Origin of the sequence: Paenarthrobacter sp. TYUT067, from assembly GCF_023656375.1 — a bacterium.
GTDB lineage: Bacteria > Actinomycetota > Actinomycetes > Actinomycetales > Micrococcaceae > Arthrobacter.
In genome coordinates, this window is record NZ_JAMOIT010000002.1 from 124,618 (window position 1) to 145,865 (window position 21,248).

At 62.2% G+C, this 21,248-nt stretch carries 18 protein-coding genes and 1 tRNA gene; 9 read left to right on the plus strand and 10 right to left on the minus strand.

Annotated elements, in window-relative coordinates; translation table 11 throughout:
- Window positions 1-60 precede the first annotated feature (60 nt).
- Window positions 61-714, plus strand: coding sequence for an MBL fold metallo-hydrolase (locus MOD31_RS02050; RefSeq protein WP_142938606.1), 654 nt, complete (start codon window positions 61-63; stop codon window positions 712-714).
- Here the strand turns inward: MOD31_RS02050 and MOD31_RS02055 are convergent.
- Entirely contained in the window at window positions 711-1,793 is a 1,083-nt protein-coding gene (locus MOD31_RS02055) for a PLP-dependent cysteine synthase family protein (RefSeq protein ID WP_250819725.1), read from the minus strand. The two genes, MOD31_RS02050 and MOD31_RS02055, sit on opposite strands and share 4 nt — an antisense overlap.
- 71 nt (window positions 1,794-1,864) lie before the next feature.
- Here MOD31_RS02055 and MOD31_RS02060 point away from each other — a divergent pair, with 71 nt between their 5' ends.
- From MOD31_RS02060 to MOD31_RS02070, 3 genes are read left to right on the plus strand one after another with little or no spacing between them, the layout of a single operon-like run.
- Window positions 1,865-2,764 carry a sulfurtransferase gene (locus tag MOD31_RS02060; RefSeq protein WP_250819726.1) on the plus strand — a complete coding sequence of 300 codons (900 nt, stop codon included), beginning with the start codon at window positions 1,865-1,867 and terminating at the stop codon, window positions 2,762-2,764.
- The gene (locus MOD31_RS02065; RefSeq protein ID WP_142938609.1) at window positions 2,761-3,909 is read left to right on the plus strand and encodes an NAD(P)-dependent alcohol dehydrogenase; all 1,149 of its coding nucleotides are present in this window, start codon (window positions 2,761-2,763) and stop codon (window positions 3,907-3,909) included. Before MOD31_RS02060 ends, MOD31_RS02065 begins: the two co-directional genes overlap by 4 nt.
- On the plus strand, window positions 3,906-4,334 hold the full coding sequence (locus MOD31_RS02070; RefSeq protein ID WP_142938610.1) for an HIT family protein: 429 nt from the start codon (window positions 3,906-3,908) through the stop codon (window positions 4,332-4,334). Before MOD31_RS02065 ends, MOD31_RS02070 begins: the two co-directional genes overlap by 4 nt.
- Before the next feature lie 99 nt (window positions 4,335-4,433).
- Here the strand turns inward: MOD31_RS02070 and hrpA are convergent, their stop codons facing one another.
- From hrpA to MOD31_RS02085, 3 genes are all read right to left on the minus strand, one after another.
- Complete coding sequence (gene hrpA / locus MOD31_RS02075) at window positions 4,434-8,381, minus strand: ATP-dependent RNA helicase HrpA (protein ID WP_250819727.1); 3,948 nt, start codon at window positions 8,379-8,381, stop codon at window positions 4,434-4,436.
- A 13-nt stretch (window positions 8,382-8,394) separates the two neighbouring features.
- Window positions 8,395-9,387: a YafY family protein gene (locus MOD31_RS02080; protein WP_142938612.1), complete on the minus strand. Its 993-nt coding sequence runs from the start codon at window positions 9,385-9,387 to the stop codon at window positions 8,395-8,397.
- A gap of 151 nt (window positions 9,388-9,538) precedes the next feature.
- Window positions 9,539-9,709 carry a hypothetical protein gene (locus MOD31_RS02085; RefSeq protein ID WP_165450181.1) on the minus strand — a complete coding sequence of 57 codons (171 nt, stop codon included), beginning with the start codon at window positions 9,707-9,709 and terminating at the stop codon, window positions 9,539-9,541.
- A gap of 81 nt (window positions 9,710-9,790) precedes the next feature.
- On the opposite strand from MOD31_RS02085, the gene MOD31_RS02090 reads away from it, so the two are divergent.
- The gene (locus MOD31_RS02090; protein ID WP_250819728.1) at window positions 9,791-10,759 is read left to right on the plus strand and encodes a GlxA family transcriptional regulator; all 969 of its coding nucleotides are present in this window, start codon (window positions 9,791-9,793) and stop codon (window positions 10,757-10,759) included.
- A gap of 63 nt (window positions 10,760-10,822) precedes the next feature.
- Here MOD31_RS02090 and MOD31_RS02095 read toward each other — a convergent pair whose 3' ends face one another.
- The 6 genes from MOD31_RS02095 to MOD31_RS02120 form a co-directional block, all read right to left on the minus strand.
- On the minus strand, window positions 10,823-11,125 hold the full coding sequence (locus MOD31_RS02095) for a protealysin inhibitor emfourin (RefSeq protein ID WP_142938614.1): 303 nt from the start codon (window positions 11,123-11,125) through the stop codon (window positions 10,823-10,825).
- A gap of 82 nt (window positions 11,126-11,207) precedes the next feature.
- Window positions 11,208-12,251, minus strand: coding sequence for a M4 family metallopeptidase (locus MOD31_RS02100; RefSeq protein WP_223940520.1), 1,044 nt, complete (start codon window positions 12,249-12,251; stop codon window positions 11,208-11,210).
- A gap of 154 nt (window positions 12,252-12,405) precedes the next feature.
- Window positions 12,406-12,478: transfer RNA gene (locus tag MOD31_RS02105), tRNA-Arg, on the minus strand.
- Between the two features lie 108 nt (window positions 12,479-12,586).
- Entirely contained in the window at window positions 12,587-14,089 is a 1,503-nt protein-coding gene (locus tag MOD31_RS02110) for an FAD-dependent oxidoreductase (protein ID WP_250819729.1), read from the minus strand.
- Window positions 14,086-14,958, minus strand: coding sequence for an FAD:protein FMN transferase (locus MOD31_RS02115; RefSeq protein ID WP_250819730.1), 873 nt, complete (start codon window positions 14,956-14,958; stop codon window positions 14,086-14,088). Before MOD31_RS02115 ends, MOD31_RS02110 begins: the two co-directional genes overlap by 4 nt.
- Before the next feature lie 5 nt (window positions 14,959-14,963).
- Window positions 14,964-15,458, minus strand: coding sequence for a hypothetical protein (locus MOD31_RS02120; RefSeq protein ID WP_250819731.1), 495 nt, complete (start codon window positions 15,456-15,458; stop codon window positions 14,964-14,966).
- A 233-nt stretch (window positions 15,459-15,691) separates the two neighbouring features.
- Between MOD31_RS02120 and argS the strand changes: the two genes are divergently transcribed.
- From argS to thrC, 4 genes are read left to right on the plus strand one after another with little or no spacing between them, the layout of a single operon-like run.
- Complete coding sequence (gene argS, locus MOD31_RS02125) at window positions 15,692-17,356, plus strand: arginine--tRNA ligase (protein ID WP_166840188.1); 1,665 nt, start codon at window positions 15,692-15,694, stop codon at window positions 17,354-17,356.
- A gap of 4 nt (window positions 17,357-17,360) precedes the next feature.
- Window positions 17,361-18,833 (plus strand): diaminopimelate decarboxylase, encoded by a 1,473-nt coding sequence (gene lysA, locus MOD31_RS02130; protein ID WP_166840189.1) that lies wholly within the window; start codon window positions 17,361-17,363, stop codon window positions 18,831-18,833.
- Entirely contained in the window at window positions 18,826-20,142 is a 1,317-nt protein-coding gene (locus tag MOD31_RS02135; RefSeq protein WP_250819732.1) for a homoserine dehydrogenase, read from the plus strand. Before lysA ends, MOD31_RS02135 begins: the two co-directional genes overlap by 8 nt.
- Window positions 20,143-21,246, plus strand: coding sequence for a threonine synthase (thrC, locus tag MOD31_RS02140; protein ID WP_142938621.1), 1,104 nt, complete (start codon window positions 20,143-20,145; stop codon window positions 21,244-21,246).
- Window positions 21,247-21,248: the final 2 nt, after the last annotated feature.

The window sequence follows — 21,248 nt, forward strand, 5'->3', positions numbered from 1 at the left end:
CCCAATTTTACCAGTAGGGGAGGCTTGGAAACTGTCAGTGGGCGCCCATAGGCTGTCTCCATGAAGCTCACCAAGTACACCCACGCTTGTGTCCGGTTGGAGAAGGAAGGAAAGGTCCTGGTGATTGATCCCGGGACTTTCTCCGAGTCTGAGGAAGCCCTGCGCGGAGCCCACGCCGTACTTGTCACCCACGAACACAATGACCACATCGACCAAGCGGCAGTGACAGCAGCCCTGCGCAGCAACACTGCGCTGGAGGTCCATGCGCCGGCCGGGGTGGCTGCTGCTTTGAAGGAAAACGGGGATGTGGCCGATCGCGTGTATGCCGTGGAGGCCGGTTCTGGCTTCGAAGCGGCAGGGTTCAGCATCCGGACTTTTGGTGGCCAGCACGCTGTCATCCACGCTCAGATCCCGGTGGTGGCGAATATTGGCTATCTGGTGGATGACAACGTCTTTCACCCCGGCGATTCGTTCGTAGTCCCCGATGGAATCAATGTCCAGACCCTTTTGGTTCCCCTCCATGCTCCGTGGTCCAAAGTGGGCGAGGTAGTGGACTTCGTCATCTCCGTCCGTGCTCCCCAGGCTTTTCCGGTCCACGACGCCCTGCTCAACGAACTGGGCCGGGGGATCGTAGAGGGCCATGTCACCCGGATCGGCGCCCGCTACGGAACCACCTACAGGCGTCTTGCCCCGAAGGAGTCGGTGGAGGTCTAGGCGGGCCACACCCCGGTGTCGTGAAAGCGTTCCAGAACTGCTTCATGCGGTGCGGGGTCCAGGCCGTGCGCGGCCAGCCACCCGGCGTCGTTGTAACTACCCGCGTAACGGTCGCCGGCGTCGCACATGAGAGACACGATGCTGCCTTGCCGGCCCTCGGCCACCATCGCGGCCACCAACTGCCAGACGCCCCAAAGATTTGTCCCTGTGGATGGTCCTGCGTGCAGGCCGGTGAGTTTCCGTAAGTGCCGCATGGCGGCTACCGAGGCAGCATCAGGCACTTGGATCATGTGGTCGATGACTGCCGGGACGAAGCTGGGCTCTGACCGCGGCCGGCCGATGCCCTCGATCCTGGACGGAAGGCCCGTTGCCGCGGCCGCGTTTCCGTCGCGCCAGGCCGGGAAGAAAGCCGAGTTTTCGGGGTCCACGACGGCCAGCCGGGTGTCATAGCGGTTGTATCGGAGGTAGCGACCAATGGTGGCGCTGGTACCGCCGGTGCCTGCACCCACCACAATCCATTCCGGAATCGGGTGTTCTTCCAAGGAGAGCTGTTCAAAAATCGATTCCGCGATGTTGTTGTTGCCGCGCCAATCCGTTGCCCGTTCGGCGTAGGTGAATTGATCCATGTAGTAACCACCCGAGGTCCTTGCGGTCTCTTCCGCAACGGCGTAGACCTCCGAAGCATGGTCAACCAGCAGGCATGCGCCGCCGAAGTCTTCGATCAGGGCGATCTTCTCCGGGCTGGTGGTCTTGGTCATGACCGCGATGAACGGTAGCCCGATGAGCCGGGCAAAGTATGCCTCGGACACCGCGGTGCTCCCGCTTGAGGCTTCGACGATGGTAGTGCCTTCGGTGATCCAGCCGTTGACCAGGCCGTATAGGAAAAGTGACCTGGCCAAGCGGTGCTTGAGGCTGCCCGATCTGTGGGTCGACTCGTCCTTAAGGTACAGGTTGACTCCCCAGTGGTCCGGGAGTGGGACGGCATAAAGGTGGGTGTCGGCCGAGCGGTTGTTCTCAGCCTCGATTTTACGGATGGCCTCGTTGGCCCATGCCCTGTCCTGAATACACGAATTGCTCACCGGATAAGCCTAGGCTGGAATCCGGGCGCCGGAAGCAAAGGGGTCCATGCCGCAGGAACGAAGGAGAACTTATGGCCACGCTGATCAGCGCGTCGGAACTGCACGCGCGCCTCGAGTCCGGGAAACGCACTGCACTTCTGGACGTCCGCTGGGTCCTGGGCCGTACTGATGGACACGACGAATACACGGCCGGTCATCTTCCTGGCGCGGTGTTCGTGGATCTCCCCACAGAGCTGGCCGATCACGCACAGCCCCGGCAAGGCCGCCATCCTCTGCCAACCCGTGAGCGCTTTCAGGAATCCGCGCGCTCGTGGGGCATCAGCGACGGCGACACCGTGGTGGCGTATGACAACAGTGGCAGCATGGCCGCGGCACGCGTTTGGTGGATGTTGCGGAATGCGGGCTTTGACTCTGTGTACCTGCTCGACGGCGGCCTGGCCGCCTGGCGCGCGGCAGGGCACCCGGTGGAATTCGGTGAGGTGCGACCCGCCGTCGGAAATGTCACTTTGGGTGAGGGCCGCATGCCGGCGATCACTGAGCATGACGCGGGGCAGTGGCACCGCAACGGTGTGTTGCTGGACGCCCGGGCAGGGGAGCGGTACCGCGGTGAGGTGGAACCCATCGATCCCAAGGCCGGGCACATTCCGGGCGCCGTGAGCGCGCCCACCACGGGGAATGTCGCCGCTGATGGCACGTTCCTTCCGGCAGAGGAGCTACGCCGGCGCTTTGAGGAGCTGGGTCTGGAGCCGTCGTCCAAGGTGGCTGTCTATTGCGGGTCCGGGGTGACGGCCTCCCACGAGGTGGCTGCATTGGAAATCGCTGGATACCGGGCTGCGCTGTATCCGGGCTCGTTTTCGCAATGGTCCAACAATCCTGCCCATGACGTTGCCGTGGGCAGTGCGCCGTTTGAACAGCACGCCGCCGGACCAAGTGGCACAAGCAGGGCTGCCGGGAGTAGCGTCGAAGCATGACTCCCGGACGCCCTGTGCCCCCACCTCTTGCCAAGCCGATCACCATGGACACCAGTGAAGATCGCCCCGGAACGCTGGCTGCAGCGTACGGTGCCACATCCCCGGATAGTGGGTTGGTACCCCTGACGGTGGCCCGCCGCGTACCTACAGAGGATGACGTGGAGATTGCCATTGAGTTCTGCGGGCTGTGCCACTCGGATGTGCACGCAACGCGCGGTGAGTGGAGGGTTCCGCCCTACCCGTTGATCCCGGGTCACGAAATCGTGGGCCGCGTAACCCGTGTTGGGGCGGCCGTTCAGGACTTCGCCCCAGGCGACCGCGTGGGCGTTGGCTGCATGGTGGATTCCTGCCGCGAATGCGAGAGCTGCCTCGAAGGACTGGAACAGTACTGCGAGCGGGGCAATGTAGGCACCTACGGGGCTGCAGATCCGCGGCACGGTGACGAGATCACCCAAGGTGGATACTCAACCTCGGTGGTGGTGGACAGGCGTTTCGTGTTGCGGGTCCCGGATGCGCTGGATCCGGCTGCGGCGGCTCCGCTGCTGTGTGCCGGTATCACCACGTACTCGCCGCTGCGGTATTTCGAGGTGGAGGAAGGCGACTCCGTGGGTGTTGTTGGCCTGGGCGGACTGGGACACATGGCCGTCAAGATCGCCAAGGCCATGGGTGCTGAGGTAACGGTTTTCACCACCTCCGAATCCAAGTTCGAGGCCGCACGGGAGCTGGGCGCGGACCATGTGGTCCTGTCCAAGGACGCCGATGCCATGGAGGCAGCCAACCGGAGCATTGACGTGATCATCGACACCGTTGCAGCCCCGCACGATCTCAACCCATACTTCCGGACCCTTCGCCTGGACGGGGCCCTCTTCCAGCTGGGCCTTCCCGCCGATGACATGCCACCGGTCAGCCCCGGGTTGCTCATCCGCCGGAGGCTCGCCTACGCAGGTTCGTTGATTGGTGGCATTGAGGAGACGCAGGAAATGCTGGACTTCTGTGCCGAACACGGCGTAGTGAGCGACATCGAGGTGGTGGCGGCCGGGCAACTCAACGAAGCTTATGACCGCATGGTGGCCGGAGACGTGAAGTACCGTTTCGTTCTGGACACAGCAACACTTCAGGAACCATCGGAAAGGGCAGACGCATGAGCACGCTGTTTACCAAGATCATCAACGGTGAGATCCCGGGCCGCTTTGTCTGGAAGGACCAGGACGTGGTGGCGTTCCTGACCATCTCGCCCATCACCCAAGGACACACCTTGGTGGTGCCGCGTGAAGAGGTGGATTCGTGGACGCAAGCCAGCCCGGAATTGCTGGCCAAGGTCATGGACGTGGCCCAGCGCATCGGCAAGGTGCAGGAGTCCCTGTTCGACGCCAAGCGTGTTGGCGTGTTGATGGAGGGTTTCGAGGTGGATCATCTGCACGTCCACGTGTGGCCGGCGTATTCCACGGCGGATTTTGAACTTCACAACGTGGACCACAACCCGGACCCCGCCATCATGGATGCCACTGCCGTGAAGCTGCGCGCGGCTTTACGCGACGCGGGCCACAGCGACGCTGTCCCCGAGGGGTGACTTTGCCAGTGGTGGCGGTCTCTGCCTGTGGCTGATTCCTGCATTATTTAACCCGGCGGTGCTTGTGAAGCGCCGCCGGGTTTTCTCATGCCTGCCCGGCTATACCGGCGCGAGTGCTTGGTTCAGTGCCGTGCGGATTCGCTTCTCCGACACGGAGTAGGCCGTGCCAAGTTCAACCGCGAAGAGGCTCACCCGCAGTTCTTCGATCATCCAGCGCACACGTGTTAATTCCGGGCCGGCGCCGCGCCCTGGAAGCAGAGCCGATACGGCGTCGTCGTAGTCATCCTCCAACGCCTGTACCACTGCCATGTTCAGGCCGTCACGCTGGACGTTGCCCGGGAGCTTTTCCAGCCGCTTCTCGATTGCCTGAAGGTACCGCGGGAGTTGGCTGAGCTGCGCATAGCCCGTCTGTGTCACAAAGCCCGGGAACACCAGCTGCTCCAGTTGGCTCTTCATGTCATTGAGGGCGCTGATCAGGTGCAGGCTGGTGTTGGACTTCAGCTGCTTCTGGATGCGGCGGGTACTGGCCAGGACACGTTCGACGACGGCCGTCACCGTGAACACGGTATCGATCAGTTCTGCACGGACTACCTCGTACAACGCATCGAACGATTTCTTGTCCCACGGCAGATCCTGCGGAACCAGTTTGTCGATGGCTGCCAGTGCGCAGTCCGCGATGAGTGCGCTCACGGATCCATGCGGGTTCTGGCTAAACGTCAGCTTCTCCGTATTACTGAGGTGCTCCAGCACGTAACGGTCCGGTGGCGGGATCCGCAAGGCAAGCAATCGGATGACGCCGCCACGCATGGCGGCTTCCTGCTCCGGCCGGGTCTGAAATACCCGCAGTGCCACGGATTTTCCTTCGTCCACTATCGCCGGGAAGCCGGTGACGGCATGGCCCTTGACAGTCCGGGTAACATGGCGCTCCACCGTGCCGAACTCCCACATGGTGATGCCGCCGCGTTCGGCAATAATTCCATCGCCTGCCGGCGTTGCGCCCGGGGCTGGCGTTTGACCGTTGGGTGCGCCCGACGTGCCGGTTCCCTTGCCGCCCTTGGCGCGTGACGTCGTCGCGGGTGTGGCGCCGAGCGATTCGGCGATGGCACGGCGCGTTGCCGGCGCCAGCTTCTCCTGGAGTTCAGCAAGGTTCTTTCCTTCGTCAAGCACCTTGCCCTTGCTGTCCACCACCTTGAAGCTAACCCGTAGGTGCGGCGGTACGGCATCCCAGTTCCACGAACCTGGAGGAATGACGTGTCCGCGGAGCCGGCGAAGAACAAGTTCCAAGGATGGCTCAAGTTCGTCGGTGGCGGGATCAAAGTCGGCTTCCAGCGCTGCGGTTGCCTGCCGTGCAACGTCCGGGGCAGGCACAAAGTTCTTCCGTACCTGTTTGGGTAGTGACTTGATCAGCGCCGTGACCAGTTCCACCCGTTGCCCGGGAATTTGCCAGCGGAACGGGGCGTCGTCCAGTTGGTTCAGGAACAGCACCGGGACTTCAGCCGTGACACCGTCAGATGGGTTGGGGGCCGAGCCTGGCGCCACGGGATGGAACTCATAGCTCAACGGCAGGTCGAAGCCCTTGTGCAGCCAGCTCTTCGGATACGCGGAGTCGTCCAGTGCTTCGGCGTCTTCGCTCATGAGTAAGGATTGGTCGAAGTCCAGGAGATCGGGATCTGACTGCCGGGCATCCTTCCACCACTTATCAAAGTGCCTCTCGGAAACTACGTCCTTGCCGACGCGGGCGTCATAAAACTCGAAGAGTGTCTGGTCGTCCACCAGAATGTCCCGGCGCCGCATGCGGGTTTCGAGTTCTTCGATCTCCTGGAGCAGGGCCCGGTTCCGGTGGAAGAACTTATGGTGTGTCTTCCACTCGCCCTCCACCAGGGCATGGCGGATGAACAATTCGCGCGACAACTCGGGATCGACGCGCCCGTAGTTGATGCGACGGTTGGGAATGATGGGTACGCCGTACAGCGTCACTTTCTCGTGAGCCATGACAGCGCCCTGCCGTGATGACCAATGCGGTTCGCTGTAGGACCGCTTCACCAGATCCGGGGCTACCTGTTCAGCCCACAGGGGATCGAACTTGGCGGCGACGCGCGCCCAGAGGCGGCTTGTCTCCACCAACTCTGCGGCCATCACGAAGGTGGGTGATTTCTTGAACAGCGCTGAGCCGGGGAAGATCGCAAAACGGCTTCCGCGGGCACCGGCGTATTCACGCTTGCGCTCATCAAGGAGGCCGATGTGGCTCAGCAACCCGGAGAGCAGGCTGATGTGGATGCCCTCGTAGTTGCCCACGGGATCTGCTTCGCGCTTATTGTCCAGCGCGATGCCGAGGGGTTTGGCCATTTGCCGGAGCTGGGTAAAGAGGTCCTGCCACTCACGGACGCGCAGGTAATTGATGAACTCGTTGCGGCACAGTTTGCGGAACTGGGTGGAGGAGAGCTCGCGCTGCTTTTCCTGGATGTAGTTCCACAGATTGAGGAAGCCGGTGAAGTCCGAGAGCTCGTCACGGAAACGAGCATGCTTCTCCGCAGCCAACTGTTGCTTGTCCGTCGGCCGTTCCCGGGGGTCCTGGATGGTCAGGGCAGCCGCCAGGATCATCACCTCGCGCACACAACCCCGCTTGCCCGCCTCCACGATCATCCGGCCCAGCCGTGGATCCACCGGCAGTTGGGCCAATTTCTGCCCGACGGCGGTCAGTCCACTGCCGCTGCGACCGTTGCCGGCCGCGTTACCGGACTTGGGCGAGGTCAAGGCGCCGAGTTCGCGCAGGAGAGTGACGCCGTCGTTGATGGCCCGCGAGTCCGGTGGTTCCACAAACGGGAAGTTTTCAACGTCCTTGGGACCGCGGGCAACTCCCATGGCGGTCATCTGCAGGATGACGGCCGCGAGGTTGGTCCGGAGGATCTCCGGGTCCGTAAACAAAGGACGCGACTCGAAGTCCTCTTCGGAGTACAAACGGATGGCAATGCCCTCCGAGACGCGGCCACAGCGGCCCGAGCGCTGATTGGCAGAAGCCTGGGAAACACGCTCGATAGGGAGCCGTTGTACTTTGGTCCGGTGTGAATAGCGCGAGATGCGGGCGGTTCCGGTATCTATCACGTACTTGATGCCGGGAACTGTCAGGGACGTCTCGGCCACGTTGGTAGCCAGGATGATGCGACGTTTTCCGCCGGGATTGAACACCCGGTGCTGCTCCTGCAGGCTCAAACGGGCAAAGAGCGGCAGGACTTCCGTCCCGGCAAGTCGCCTGTTTGTTTGGATACGGCCGTTGATCGCCTCAGCGGCGTCCCGGATTTCGCGCTCGCCGGAGAAGAAGATGAGGATGTCCCCGGGCGCTTCCTTAGCGAGCTCGTCCACAGCGTCGCACACAGCGTCCAAGGGATCGCGGTCCTCTTCGAGTTCGTCGTCCGAGGTATCTTCTTCTCCACCGGCCGGCTGGGACAAAGGCCGGTACCGGATCTCCACCGGATAAGTTCGTCCGGAGACTTCGATGACCGGCGCTGGATCATCCTCACTGCCGAAGTGCCTGGCGAACCTTTGGGGATCAATGGTTGCCGAGGTGATGATGACCTTGAGGTCCGGGCGCTGGGGGAGGATGCGCTTGAGGTAGCCCAGGATGAAGTCGATGTTGAGGCTGCGCTCGTGGGCTTCGTCAATGATGATGGTGCTGTATTTCCGGAGCAGTTTGTCCCGCTGAATCTCGGCGAGGAGGATGCCATCAGTCATCAGCTTGATCTTGGTGGATGAGCTGACCTCACCGGTGAACCTGACCTGGAAGCCCACCTCCTGGCCAATCTCTACGTCCAGTTCAGAGGCGATGCGCTCGGCCACCGCCCGGGCTGCGAGTCGGCGTGGCTGGGTATGCCCGATCAGGCCTTTGTCTCCAAGGCCCAGTTCGAGGCACATTTTGGGGATCTGTGTGGTCTTGCCCGAACCGGTCTCACCGGCAATGATGGTCACCTGGTTTGCGGAGATGGCCGCCATCAGATCCTCGCGGCGCTCGGATACGGGCAGCTCTGCGGGGTAGGAAATATGAAGTGTCATGGCTGCTGCCAGTCTACTGTGGCTGGGCTCCCGCGTCCGCTGTGTCCGTCACAGTCCCGGCTGCAGCACTGAGACGGTGCGAAAGTTCCATGGCGTAGGACTTGAATTCAGCAGGCTCGAGGATCTCGAAGTCAACATCGAGTGCTGCAAGATACGCCGCCGGGGCTGCGAGGTTGTCCCATCCGGACCGCAGGATGGTGGCTTTGGGTCCGTCGGACGCCAGTGTTGCGTACTGGGAATTTACGACGGCGGCAATCTCGGCCAGGGGCGCGCGGAGCCGCACCACGACGTCGAACCTGTACGGCGAACGGGTGATGGACTGCTGCACGTAGGCGGCGAGGTCCTCCGCGGGCAGCGGACGTGGAGTGTATTTCTTGCGTTCCGATGGCAGCGAAGCAAGACGGTCCGCCCGGAAGGTTCTCCAGTCCTCCCGTTCGACGTCCCACGCCACCAGATACCATCGCCGGCCGGTGTCCACCAACCTGTAGGGCTCCACCAGCCTTCGTGCGGATTCGCCGCCGGACGTGACGTACTCAAAGGAGATTTGCCGTCTGTCCGATATTGCGGCGGAGACGACGGTCAGTTGTTGAGGATCAACAGTTCCTGCATTGCTGGGAAGGGTAGTGACGGCGGCCTTCAGCATGGCGAACTTGGGACGCAGCCTGGACGGCAGGACCTGTTCCAGCTTCGCCAACGCGCGGACGGAGGCCTCACCAATGCCGGCTACGGGGCCAGCAGCCACAGAGTTCAATCCCAAGGCCACCGCCAGGGCTTCATTGTCATCCAGGAGCAGCGGCGGGAGCTGCGCACCTGCACCAAGTTGATAGCCGCCCGCGATTCCCGGGGATGCGTGAATGGGGTACCCGAGATTGCGCAGTTTGTCGATATCGCGGCGGACGGTCCGTTCGGTCACTCCCATCCGATCAGCGAGTGCCGGGCCCGTCCATTCCCGACGCACCTGCAACAGCGACAGCAGCTGGAGGAGCCGGGCAGAGGTTTGGATCATGCAAGTGAATCTAGCTCATGTCCGCGTAAATCCTTGGTGGGATTGGGACCGCGTAGGGACGCCCGTCGATCGAAGAATCCTGCAGAATTCCGTGGACGGACGGGCGTCGGTTGATTGGCTTTGGTGGACCTTGCAGTCGCTTGGCATGCCCCTAGTAGATGCGGGGGTTCCAGTACGGGCTGCTCGGAGAGTCGAAGGCGCTCCAAGGTTCCTTTGAGTTGATGGGCGGGTTGTGCCCGAGTCCATCCTTTAGCAGGGCTGAAACGGTAGCTGCTACGGCGGTGATGAGGACGATGAAGAGGATGATTCCGAAGATTTCCATGCCTCAAGCCTGCTCCTGAGGACGGACAAGAAACAGTGGCAGAAATGCCCCAAATAGATAAATTTCTGCCACACTGGAGATATGTTGAAATCAGTGGCTGTGATGGTGGTACCCAACTTCTCGGTCTTCGAATTCGGTACGGCCTTCGAGGTCTTCGGCATCGACCGATCTGACCGTGGGGCCGGGGTGCCGGCCTTCGATTTCCGGGTGGTGACACCGGAACCGGGTGACGTCCGTATGAAGTCCGGCCTGTCCCTTCATGTGAAACTCGGCCTCGAAGCAGCGGCCGATGCAGACCTCGTCATCATGGCGCCGTTTGGCCGGGACCAGGACGTCCCCGAGTCCGTCATGGAGGCGTTGCGGGCAGCACATGCCAGGGGCGCGTGGGTGATGTCCATTTGTTCGGGCGCCTACGCGCTTGCCCGTGCCGGTTTGTTGGACGGGCGCCGGTGCACCACTCACTGGCATTATTCTCAGGGTCTGGCCAGCCGGTACCCGTCTGCGATCGTGGATGAGAATGTCCTCTATGTGCAGGACGGGACCATCATCACCAGCGCCGGGACGGCCGCCGGAATCGACGCCTGCCTCCATCTTGTCCGCGAGGAGCTGGGAGCCAATGTGGCCGCCGCAATTGCACGCGACATGGTGGTACCGCCACACCGCGACGGCGGCCAGGCCCAGTTCATCGACAGGCCCATGCCCCGTTGCGGTTCCGCGCCCATGGAGGAGCTGCTTCGCTGGATGGTTGAACACCTCGACCAAGAGCACAGTGTGAACGAACTGGCGGCCCGACTCCACATGTCTCCCAGGACGTTCGCCCGCCGTTTCCGGGCGGAAACCGGAGCGACCCCTGCAGCGTGGCTGAACTCGCAACGCGTGCTGCGTGCGCAGGAACTGTTGGAAACCACTGAATTGAACATCGACGAAATCGCCAGGGAAGCAGGGTTCGGACATTCAGTGCTGCTCCGCCACCACTTCATAAAGGTGCTGGACACAAGTCCGCAAAGTTATCGTCGTGCATTCCGTGGGCAGTTGGCAGAAGCCATCTGAGTCAGCTGGGCAGATGTTCGCAGCTTTGCCGGGTGGACGCCCGCTCCAGCGGGGGCAGCGGCTTTAACGACGGCTACCTAAACGACCCCGTGACTCTGATCCTTCAGCCTTGGCGCATTCGACCAATTCCTGCCAAGGGCCGGTAACAGCACGTTCCGGGAGGGTGGCACGGCGTTGGCCTGCCCTGATGGAGTACATGAAGCGGTCCGGCTCGTTGGCCGCTTGCGCCTGGCTTTTGGCCTCATCCCATGGGCAAGCCTCCACGATCGGGACCCATCGATTCTTGTCATCAGGGGAGACTGCGTCCACGCTCCAGATGCGGGTCAGCGCTGCGATTCCCCCACTGCGTTGGACGGTGATCTTCATGACCGGCTGCTTCTCGTTCGGTTGATCCTTAGTTAGCCGACCGGCAGGGACCGAAGGAAAGACATCCGGTCCCGCCACCTGACTAAACCTTGACCTTCACAGTCTCCCACGCCTTCAGGACGGCGTCATGCTCCGCTGAACCGGAGCCGAAGAGTTCCTCTGCCGTGGCCACAGTGGTCTTGGCAAACTTTCCGAACGTGCACGTCGCTGGAAGGCTTCCGCTGGTCAGCGTGCCGTACCAGATCTGGCCCGGCGCTTCCCACGCATTGCCACCAATTTCAGAGGCCACCACATAGAAAGCCTTGTTGGGGATGCCGGAGTTGATATGGACTCCGCCATTGTCAGCACTGGTCCGTACGTATGTATCCATGGAGTCCGGCTGGGGATCCTTGCCGAGAACGTCGTCGTTGTAAGCGGTGCCCGGTGCTTTCAGGGAACGCAGGGCATCGCCTTGAACCTGGTCCGTGAAGAGGCCCTCCCCGATGAGCCAACTGGCCTGCTCTACCGACTCCTTCTTCAGGTATTGCTCCACGAGGACGCCGAAGACATCAGACATGGACTCGTTGAGTGCGCCAGCCTGATTCCGGTAGGCCAGATTGGCCGTGTATTGGGTAACTCCGTGAGCGAGTTCGTGGCCGATGACGCTAAGGGACTTGGTGAAGCGCTGAAAGATCTGCCCATCGCCGTCGCCAAACACCATTTGGGAGCCATCCCAGAAGGCGTTGTCATAGAGCTTCCCGTAATGGACGGTGGCGTCCAGGGCCAGCCCGGCATCATCAATGGAGTCCCTGCCGAAAATCTCGCCATACAAGCGATGCGTGCTCCCCAGGCCGTCGTAGGCCTCGTCGGCTGCCACGTCCCCGACAGGTGCCGCACCTTCCTTCCGGACTACGCGTCCGGGCAAAGTTTCCAAAGACTCAGCATCGTAAATGGTCCGTTTGGCGGGGCCGGGCTTAGCTTGGCGTGCGCTGGGGGGAGCGGCGGGGATGGGGGCTGTGCGGATGGCCTGCAAGTCTTTGATGTGAAGCAGGGACTCTTTTGCTGCCCTGGCCACGGCGCGCAGCCGTGGCTCGTTCTGGGCGGCTAACTTGCGAAGCATGTACGGAGGGACGATGGAGCACATCATGGCTAACCCCTTTGGCTATCGGTATGACCAACTGAATTCAGCCTAGGAGTAGGGGCAGACATTATTGCGGCACAGGACCGGCAAGCCCCGAACTGATAGTGAGTATCCGGCACACAAAAATACCCCGCCAGCTTTGCTGGCGGGGTATTCGTTGTGCCCTCGATAGGATTCGAACCTACGGCCTTCTGCTCCGGAGGCAGACGCTCTATCCCCTGAGCTACGAGGGCATCCAGGGTTCCCTCCGTTGCCGGTGGGACGTCCTAGAGCTTAGCAGCCACTGAGCCGCAAATGAAAACCCGGCGCCAAGCCGGCGAGCCCGGCCGGAACCTAGCCCATCAGTAGCCTGCGAACGAGTCCACGTGGACCCGCCGAGCTCCTGCACCACGTGCCGCAGCGCGCAGGGAATCCACGCTCGCCGGAGACCCGGATACAAACACTTCCCGTTCCCCAATGTCCGGAACCAGCTCCTTAAGGCGCGGGGCGTCGATCCTGGAGGCGCCGGCGTCGACCATGAACTCCGGGGGAGTGGACCCGTCCGCAAGCCGGGCTATTACCTTGGCGCCCGATGCTTCCAGTTGTTCCACGCTGGCCAGCTCATGGCGCCCCTTCGCGAGATACAGCACCACGGTGTCGCGCGCGGCGTCCTTGGCCGCCAGCTGCGACAGGAAAGGGGTAATGCCGATTCCCGCAGCGATGAGCAACACCGGCTTCCCGGCGTCGTTCGGCAGAACAAAGTCCCCACCCACTGCCGTTGCGGAGATACGGTCCCCGGGCCGAAGCGCAAACAGTGCCTTCTTCGCCGTAGAAAGGGGCTCCGCCGTGCCCACGCCAAACGTTATTTCGGTGGCGCCGGGCGGGCTGGTGATGCTAAAGACGCGACGACGCCCCTTACCATCAGAGCCTGCATGCGGGAGGTTGAGCTCCATGAACTGCCCTGCGGCAAAGCGCACCGGCCTGTGCGCCTCGAACCTGAATTCAGTACTTGCCGGGGTGAGGGGGCGCGAACCTTTGAACGTCAGTTGGACGCCACCGCGTTGTCCCAGGAAGAACGCCATGAGGTTGCCCACCAACAGTGCCAGTTCCGGGGAGTTGGCAATGAAACCAAAGTTATAAGGCACCGCAAAAACAACACCCACGACGGCGGCCAACGCCAGCTGCTGCCAACGACGGGGAGGCAGGGTGAGGGGCTCCGAGAGCATGAAGCCCACAAAAAACAGCAAGGGCCGTTGCGCCAGGGACTGCCACAGGGCCTGGCCCAACGTCATACTGCGGCCGAGCAGTTCCACCGTGATGATGCTTGTGGCAGCCACCAGGAAAACGGTGGCCATGAGCAATTTTCGTGTGCGGTACAGGACAAGCAGGACCCCGGGTACCAGGAGCCAGAGCATGGCCGGCGTCGCGGCCCACCATGTGGCGATGTTCAGCCCGGTCAGACCCGTGATGAACGCACCCACCGCGGCCGGGTTGAAGATGTGCCGGCCACGGAACGCCAGGGCATACTTGGAGACGCTGGCCAGCACGCAAGCCAAAGCAACCCCCGCCATGTCCATCACCCCAAAAGCGGGCCAAAACAGGAAGTACAGCAGCAGCCCGGTGATCAGCGAGGACTCCGTGTGCGGTTTGACCCCGAAGAGCAAGGCAAGCAGCCGGCTGGACGCGTAGGTCACACCCAGGCAAAGCACCAGGTGTACCGCCATCTCCGGAAGCCCGAAGGTCAACCATCCCAGGATGTTCAGGACCATGCTGTAAACAACCAGTACGCCCAGCACCCAGAGAATCAGGCGGTACATGGTGAAGTGGCCCAACCAGGTGTCCAGGCGCGACTTAGCGGCAATCATGTGAACAGTCTCCCCTCAAAACCGTGCGAAAACGCGGCAGCACCATTCGATGACACCGAAAGCCATGAGAAATCAAATTCGACCTCCAGCCGAGGCGGTTCAAGCATGAACAATGCCGTAGCAAGTCCGTCCGCAACCAGGGCGCTTTCAGCCATGGTCCATGTAGCCACAGTGGTGTGTATGGGCTCGCCCGTACTTCCATCCAGGACATGGTGGAGACCGTCACCCCACGTGCGCCGGTTGGAGGCGGAGGCGCACAGCGCGGAATTGTGCAGCTCCACCGTTCCTATGGCCTGCCGGGGGTTATAGGGATGTTCCAAAGCAACGGTGACCGGATGGTCACCGGAGTGCAGCATGTCGCCGCTTCCATCCACCAGGAAATCGCTCTGTCCCTGTGCTCGCAGGGCTGCGCCCAGCAGGTCAACGAGCTGGCCCTTCCCGGCTGCTCCGACGTCCAAAACCACCGGTTCTTTCGCGGCCAGGTCCGTGCCTGTCCAATCGAGGACGTCTTCCCACCGCGGCGGAGCGAGGGGGAGTCCTGACGGAACAAGCGCATAACCGGCGTCGTAACCCAGTCGCTCCAAGCTGCTCCCGATAAGTGGCGTCATGGCACCATCGCTGAGGCGGTACAGCACGGCATAGAGCTTCTGCAGGGCTACTGCATGATCCGGCAGCGTGATGATGCCCGGGCCACGGGACAGGATGGACACCAATGAATCCGGCCTGAACCGGGACCACGCCTTGTCGTACTCCGCAACAATCTCCAGCAGTTCGCTGCGGATCGCGGGTGCCAAACGGTCCGGCGTCGAGATTTCCCACTGCGTACCGATCCCTTCGAAGCGGAAAGTGCTCCAGCCAGGGTGGGGCATGGCCCCTACTTGGCCTGGGACTTGATCTGTACCACGGCCTCGTTGAAGCCGCCGGACGTCAGGGAAGAGCCAGCGACCTTGGAGACATTGAGGTCGTCGATGTCCTTGCCCACGATCTGCGCGGCGATTCCGCTGGCAAATTCGCCTTGGAACTTCTTGGTATTCGGGTTGGAAGGGTGGACCGTGATGTTGACCGCAGAAACCTTATCCGAGGCAAGCGTCAGTTCAACACCCACCTTTTCCTGACCATTGGGCGAGGTGTACGTGCCGTCGGAGCTGTAGGTTCCGTCCTTATAGGTGGATCCCCCGGTGGAGGCTACAGCCGTTGATGACGACGTACCTGCAGGTGTTGGGCTGCCTGTCGCGGCCTGACCGCCATCCTGTGTGGCCGGTGTACTGCTGGTGGGGGCTTCGGTTGTGGGGGCGCATGCCGCGGCCGTTCCGATGATGGAGAGGCCGGCGAAACCAACGTAGAGGCTCTTGCGGAGTGGCGTAGTCATGGGTCTGCTCGTTTCAACTGGACAAGAATTCGTCAATGGTCATTTTCGTCAGAGGTGCTTCTACTACGGTGATGGCCAACAAGGCCACCTCCTACGTGTTCACAACGTCGGATTCAGCGTAATGGTTCACCCTGTGCTGCCAGATAGCCATTCCTGTGAACGGGCTTTGTCCCACTATCCACATACGGCAGCCTCAATTCCGTGACTCTGCGGGCCCCCGGTAGGCTAGAAGCGTGACTCCCGAAGAACTCTCTGCTGCCATATCCGCCTGCCTTAAGGACGCCGTCGCTACCGGCGAAATCGCCTTGACGGAATCTGCCGTGCCCGACGCCGTGCGAGTGGAGCGACCCAAGAACCGGGAGCACGGAGACTGGGCCACCAACATCGCCCTGCAACTCTCCAAGCAGGCCGGTATGAACCCCCGTGAATTCGCAGCAGTCCTCAGCAACCATTTGCAGGGCATTCCCGGTGTTACGGGAGTGGAGATTGCCGGTCCGGGCTTCCTGAACATCACCGTAGACGCTGCCACAGCCGGTGCACTCGCCAAGGCCATTGTTGAAGCCGGGGCCAGCTACGGCACCAACAAGGCGCTCGCCGGCAGGGTGGTCAATATGGAGTTCGTTTCTGCGAATCCCACCGGCCCGCTCCACATCGGACACACGCGCTGGGCGGCTCTTGGCGACGCCATTGCCCGCGTCCTGCGCGCCTCCGGTGCCGACGTCACCGCCGAGTACTACATCAACGACGCCGGTTCGCAGATGAACGTGTTCGCGAACTCGGTCCTTTCCCGCCTTCATGGCCGTGGCGTACCGGAGGGTGGCTACCCCGGCGAGTACATCCGCGAACTGGGCGACGAAGTACTGAAAGCCCACCCAGGCATCCGCGAACTGACGGACGAGGCGGCACTGCCTGTCATCCGCGCCGCTGCCTACGAGGCCCAGATGGCTGACATTAAGGCCACGCTGGCTGAATTCGGTGTTGCGTTCGACGTCTTCTTCTCGGAGAAGGAACTGCACGACGCCGGTGCGATCGAATCTGCCGTCGCCCGGCTTCGCGAACAGGGCCACGTATTCGACGACGGCGGGGCCGTCTGGTTGCGCACCACCGATTTCGGCGACGACAAAGACCGCGTGATGATCCGTGCCAACGGCGAACCCACCTACTTTGCAGCGGACGCCGCGTACTACCTTTCCAAGAAGGACCGCGGGTTTACGGAGAAGATTTACCTTCTCGGCGCGGACCACCACGGTTACATCAACCGTCTGAAGGCCATCGCAGCCTGCGCGGGCGATGATCCCGAGGTGAACATCGAGGTCCTCATCGGCCAGCTTGTGTCCGTGAATGGTGCCAAACTGTCCAAGCGCGCCGGTAACATCATCGAGCTCAAGGACCTCATCTCATGGCTCGGGAAAGATGCTGTCCGCTACTCGCTCGCTCGTTTCCCGGCTGATTCGCCCCTGACGTTGGATCCCGAACTGTTGAAGAAGCACAGCAACGAGAACCCCGTGTTCTACGTGCAGTACGCCCACGCCCGGTCGCGTGGTACGGCCCGCAATGCTGCCGAGGCCGGGGTGGAACGCCAGGTTGACGGAGTGGACGCCTTTGACGCATCACTTCTGGACCACGCCACCGAAAACGAGTTGCTCTCCTATCTGGGCAGCTACCCGTCCATCGTGGCGAAGGCCGCCGAACTGCGTGAACCGCACCGTGTGGCGCGCCACCTTGAGGTCATTGCCGGCGCTTATCACCGCTGGTACGACGCTTGCCGCGTCTCGCCGCAGGGTGAGGAACCCGTGCTCGACGTCAACCGCACACGTCTGTGGTTGAACGACGCCACCAGCCAGGTCCTCGCCAACGGACTCGAACTGCTGGGCGTTTCTGCGCCGGAACGGATGTAGGGAAATGAACACAGACACTGCACATGCTTCTCCGCTCGCGCCCGGGTGGTTGGCTGTTCCCGAAGACCTCAACGCCTTGCAAGCACCTATGTGGGCGGCTGGGGTTGGGAAGAACGACGCCGGCGAGGTCACCATTGACGGCGTGTCCGTTAGCGAACTCAAGGAACAGTACGGAACCCCGCTGTTCGTCATGAGTGAATCGGACTTCCGCTCCCGTGCACGTGCGTTCAAGGACGCCTTTGATGCCGCCTTCGCGGACATTTGCGGGGGAGTGGACGTCTACTACGCCGGGAAGTCGTTCCTGTGCACTGCAGTGGCCCGCTGGGTGGCTGAAGAAGGCCTTCGCCTGGACACTTGTTCGGGCGGCGAGTTGGCTGTGGCGGCACGTGCTGGTATTGAAGGTCCCAACCTTGGCCTGCACGGCAACAACAAGTCCGACGCCGAGATCAACCGTGCCCTGGATATGAAGCTTGGCCGGATCGTGGTGGACAGCCTCGATGAACTTGAGCGCGTTGCCAAGATCGCTTCCAGCCGCGGCGAGACTGCCAAGGTCATGCTGCGGCTTACCCCCGGCGTGCACGCCCATACCCACGAGTTCATTGCCACGGCCCACGAAGACCAGAAGTTCGGCCTTTCCATGGCCGAAGATTCCACCGAGGAAGCCGGCCTGTCCGCAGCCGAAGAGGCAGTAGCCGCAGCAACCTCATACGCCAGCATCGAGCTGCTTGGCCTGCACTGCCACATCGGTTCGCAGATCTTCGAGCCCGATGGCTTTGCTGTTGCCGCGGAGAAGCTCTTGGGCTTCCTTGCCGCGATGCAGGCCAAATACTCCATCGTCATGCCCGAACTGGATCTCGGCGGTGGCTACGGAATCGCCTACACCCCCGTGGACACGCCCCGCCCGGCAGCGGAAATCGCGCAGGCAATGGCCGACGTCGTCCGCGCCAAGTGCGCCGAGCTGGACATCACGCCACCGCGTATCTCCATAGAACCCGGACGTGCCATTGTGGGCAGCACAACCTTCACGCTCTATGAGGTCGGCACGCTCAAAACGGTCCGGGTTGACGCCCCTGAGGGCGAAGAAGGGCAAGAGAACGTTACGTATCCGCGCCGCTATGTGTCGGTGGACGGCGGAATGAGCGACAACGCCCGTCCGGTGCTGTACGACGCGGATTATTCGGCAATTCTGGCCTCCCGGAACTCTTCGGCGGCTCCGCAACTGTCCCGCGTAGTGGGCAAACATTGCGAGAGCGGCGACATAGTTGTTAGAGATGTATATCTGCCCGCGGATGTGGCAGCCGGTGATTTGCTCGCAGTACCGGGTACCGGCGCCTACTGCTGGGCCCTCTCCAGCAACTACAACTACCTGGCCCGGCCTGGCGTTGTCGCTGTACGCGACGGAGCCGCCCGGCTGATTGTCCGCGGGGAAACCGAAGAAGATCTCTTGAACCGCGACATGGGAGTGGCGAATGTCTGAAATGCGAACCTTGAAGGTGGCCCTGCTGGGCTGTGGCAACGTTGGGGCCCAGGTTGCGCGGATTCTGATTGACGACGCCGAGGCCCTCGCCGCACGCAGCGGCGCCCGCCTGGAACTGTCCGGCATCGCCGTCCGCAATGTCGACGCGCCGCGTGAGGTCGAACTGCCGCGAGAACTGTTCACCACCGACGCCGATACCTTGGTCAAGGACGCTGACCTGGTCATCGAACTCATGGGCGGCATAGAGCCTGCACGCTCTCTGATCCTGACGGCCATCCAGAACGGCGCATGCGTCGTTACCGGCAACAAGGCCTTGCTCGCCCAGGATGGCCCCACTCTTTACGAAGAGGCTGATAAGGCCGGAGTCCAGCTGTCCTACGAGGCTGCCGTCGCGGGAGCGATTCCCATTCTGCGCCCTATCCGTGACTCCTTGTCCGGAGACCGCATTACCCGCGTCCTCGGAATCGTCAACGGCACCACCAACTTCATCCTTGACCAGATGGACAGCACCGGCGCACAGTTCGCCGATGCCCTCGCCGAAGCACAGCGTCTTGGCTACGCGGAAGCGGACCCCACTGCCGACGTCGAAGGCCACGACGCTGCAGCGAAGGCGGCGATTCTTGCGTCGTTGTCGTTCCACACCCGCTTCTCCCTGGACGATGTGTATTGCGAAGGCATCACCAAGGTCAGCGCTGCCGACATCGCATCGGCCAAGGAAGCCGGCTTTGTGATCAAACTGCTCGCCATTGCCGAGAAGATCGATTCATCGGATAACGGCAGCGGAATTTCCGTGCGGGTTCACCCCACCCTCCTGCCGCGTGAACACCCGCTGACAGCTGTCCGTGGTGCGTTCAACGCTGTGTTCATCGAGGCCGAGAACGCAGGCGAACTGATGTTCTATGGCCAGGGCGCCGGTGGGACTCCCACTGCATCTGCCGTGCTGGGGGACCTCGTGTCCGCTGCGCGTCGTCTGGTCCTGGGCGGCCCCGGGCGCACTGAGACCACCACGGGCCACGTTCCGGCGTTGGCCATCGATGCCTCCACCACGAGTTACTACATCGGCCTGGATGTCGCTGACCAGGCCGGCGTGCTGGCCCGGATTGCCCACATCTTTGCCGAGAACGGCGTTTCCATCGAAACCATGCGCCAAACGATCCACCGCGACTCTGCCTCGAACGTTGAGTCAGCCGAGCTGAAAATCGTGACGCACCGTGCGTCCGAAGCTGCACTAGCGGCAACCGTCGAGGCCGTCAAAGGCTTGGACGTCATCAATTCTGTAACATCCGTACTTCGGGTAGAAGGGGTCTAAGTGGCTCACCAATGGCGCGGAGTAATCCGCGAATACGCTGATCGTTTGCCTGTAACGGAAGCCACCAAGGTCATCACCCTCGGCGAGGGCGGCACGCCGCTTGTCCACGCGCAGAAGCTTTCCGAGCTGACCGGCTCAGAGGTGTACCTGAAGGTCGAAGGCATGAACCCCACGGGTTCCTTCAAGGACCGCGGCATGACCATGGCCATGACCGCTGCCGTCGAAGCCGGTGCAAAGGCTGTAGTTTGCGCTTCCACCGGCAACACTTCCGCCTCGGCTGCGGCCTATGCCACCGCGGCAGGCCTCAAATGCGCTGTGCTGGTACCCGAAGGCAAGATCTCCATGGGCAAGCTGAGCCAGGCCATCGCCCACGGTGCCACGCTGCTCCAGGTGGACGGCAACTTCGATAACTGCCTGGACATCGCTCGAAAACTCGGCGAGTCCTACCCTGTGTTCCTGGTGAACTCCGTCAACCCTGCGCGTATTCAGGGCCAGAAGACCGGCGCCTTCGAGGTAGTGGACAGCTTGGGCGACGCCCCTGACATCCACGTGCTGCCCGTGGGCAACGCCGGCAACATCACGGCCTACTGGAAGGGCTATAAGGAATACTCCGCGCCCTTCGAGACCGCCAATGGAACACTTCCGGCTGTTTCCTCCAAGACGCCAGTCATGTGGGGCTTCCAAGCCGCAGGTGCCGCGCCGTTCGTTGCAGGCCACCCCATTACCGAGCCCGACACGATCGCCACCGCCATCCGCATCGGCAACCCGGCCTCGTGGGAAACCGCCGTTGCGGCCCGTGACGAATCCGGTGGACTGATCGAGGCCGTCACCGATGACGAGATCCTTGCGGCTCACCGCTGGCTTTCGGCAAAGGAAGGCGTTTTCGTTGAACCCGGCTCCGCTGCCGGTGTCGCGGGCTTGATCAAGAAGCATGCCGCAGGCGAGGTTCCGTCGGGCAAAACCATCGTCATCACGGTTACCGGACACGGACTCAAGGACCCGCAGTGGGCCCTCCGCACCGAAGACGGCAGCGATGTGCAGCCCGTCAAGGTGCCGAACGACGTCGTCACCGTTGCCGCAGAACTGGGACTGGAAGAAAACTAAGA

What these genes read in the sequence shown, in the direction of transcription:
- MOD31_RS02050 (WP_142938606.1), top strand. Translation starts at nt 61, where the DNA reads ATGAAGCTCACCAAGTACACCCACGCTTGTGTCCGGTTGGAGAAGGAA.
- MOD31_RS02060 (WP_250819726.1), top strand. Translation starts at nt 1,865, where the DNA reads ATGGCCACGCTGATCAGCGCGTCGGAACTGCACGCGCGCCTCGAGTCC.
- MOD31_RS02065 (WP_142938609.1), top strand. Translation starts at nt 2,761, where the DNA reads ATGACTCCCGGACGCCCTGTGCCCCCACCTCTTGCCAAGCCGATCACC.
- MOD31_RS02070 (WP_142938610.1), top strand. Translation starts at nt 3,906, where the DNA reads ATGAGCACGCTGTTTACCAAGATCATCAACGGTGAGATCCCGGGCCGC.
- hrpA (WP_250819727.1), bottom strand. Translation starts at nt 8,381, where the DNA reads ATGACACTTCATATTTCCTACCCCGCAGAGCTGCCCGTATCCGAGCGC.
- MOD31_RS02080 (WP_142938612.1), bottom strand. Translation starts at nt 9,387, where the DNA reads ATGATCCAAACCTCTGCCCGGCTCCTCCAGCTGCTGTCGCTGTTGCAG.
- MOD31_RS02085 (WP_165450181.1), bottom strand. Translation starts at nt 9,709, where the DNA reads ATGGAAATCTTCGGAATCATCCTCTTCATCGTCCTCATCACCGCCGTA.
- MOD31_RS02090 (WP_250819728.1), top strand. Translation starts at nt 9,791, where the DNA reads ATGTTGAAATCAGTGGCTGTGATGGTGGTACCCAACTTCTCGGTCTTC.
- MOD31_RS02095 (WP_142938614.1), bottom strand. Translation starts at nt 11,125, where the DNA reads ATGAAGATCACCGTCCAACGCAGTGGGGGAATCGCAGCGCTGACCCGC.
- MOD31_RS02100 (WP_223940520.1), bottom strand. Translation starts at nt 12,251, where the DNA reads ATGATGTGCTCCATCGTCCCTCCGTACATGCTTCGCAAGTTAGCCGCC.
- MOD31_RS02110 (WP_250819729.1), bottom strand. Translation starts at nt 14,089, where the DNA reads ATGATTGCCGCTAAGTCGCGCCTGGACACCTGGTTGGGCCACTTCACC.
- MOD31_RS02115 (WP_250819730.1), bottom strand. Translation starts at nt 14,958, where the DNA reads ATGCCCCACCCTGGCTGGAGCACTTTCCGCTTCGAAGGGATCGGTACG.
- MOD31_RS02120 (WP_250819731.1), bottom strand. Translation starts at nt 15,458, where the DNA reads ATGACTACGCCACTCCGCAAGAGCCTCTACGTTGGTTTCGCCGGCCTC.
- lysA (WP_166840189.1), top strand. Translation starts at nt 17,361, where the DNA reads ATGAACACAGACACTGCACATGCTTCTCCGCTCGCGCCCGGGTGGTTG.
- MOD31_RS02135 (WP_250819732.1), top strand. Translation starts at nt 18,826, where the DNA reads ATGTCTGAAATGCGAACCTTGAAGGTGGCCCTGCTGGGCTGTGGCAAC.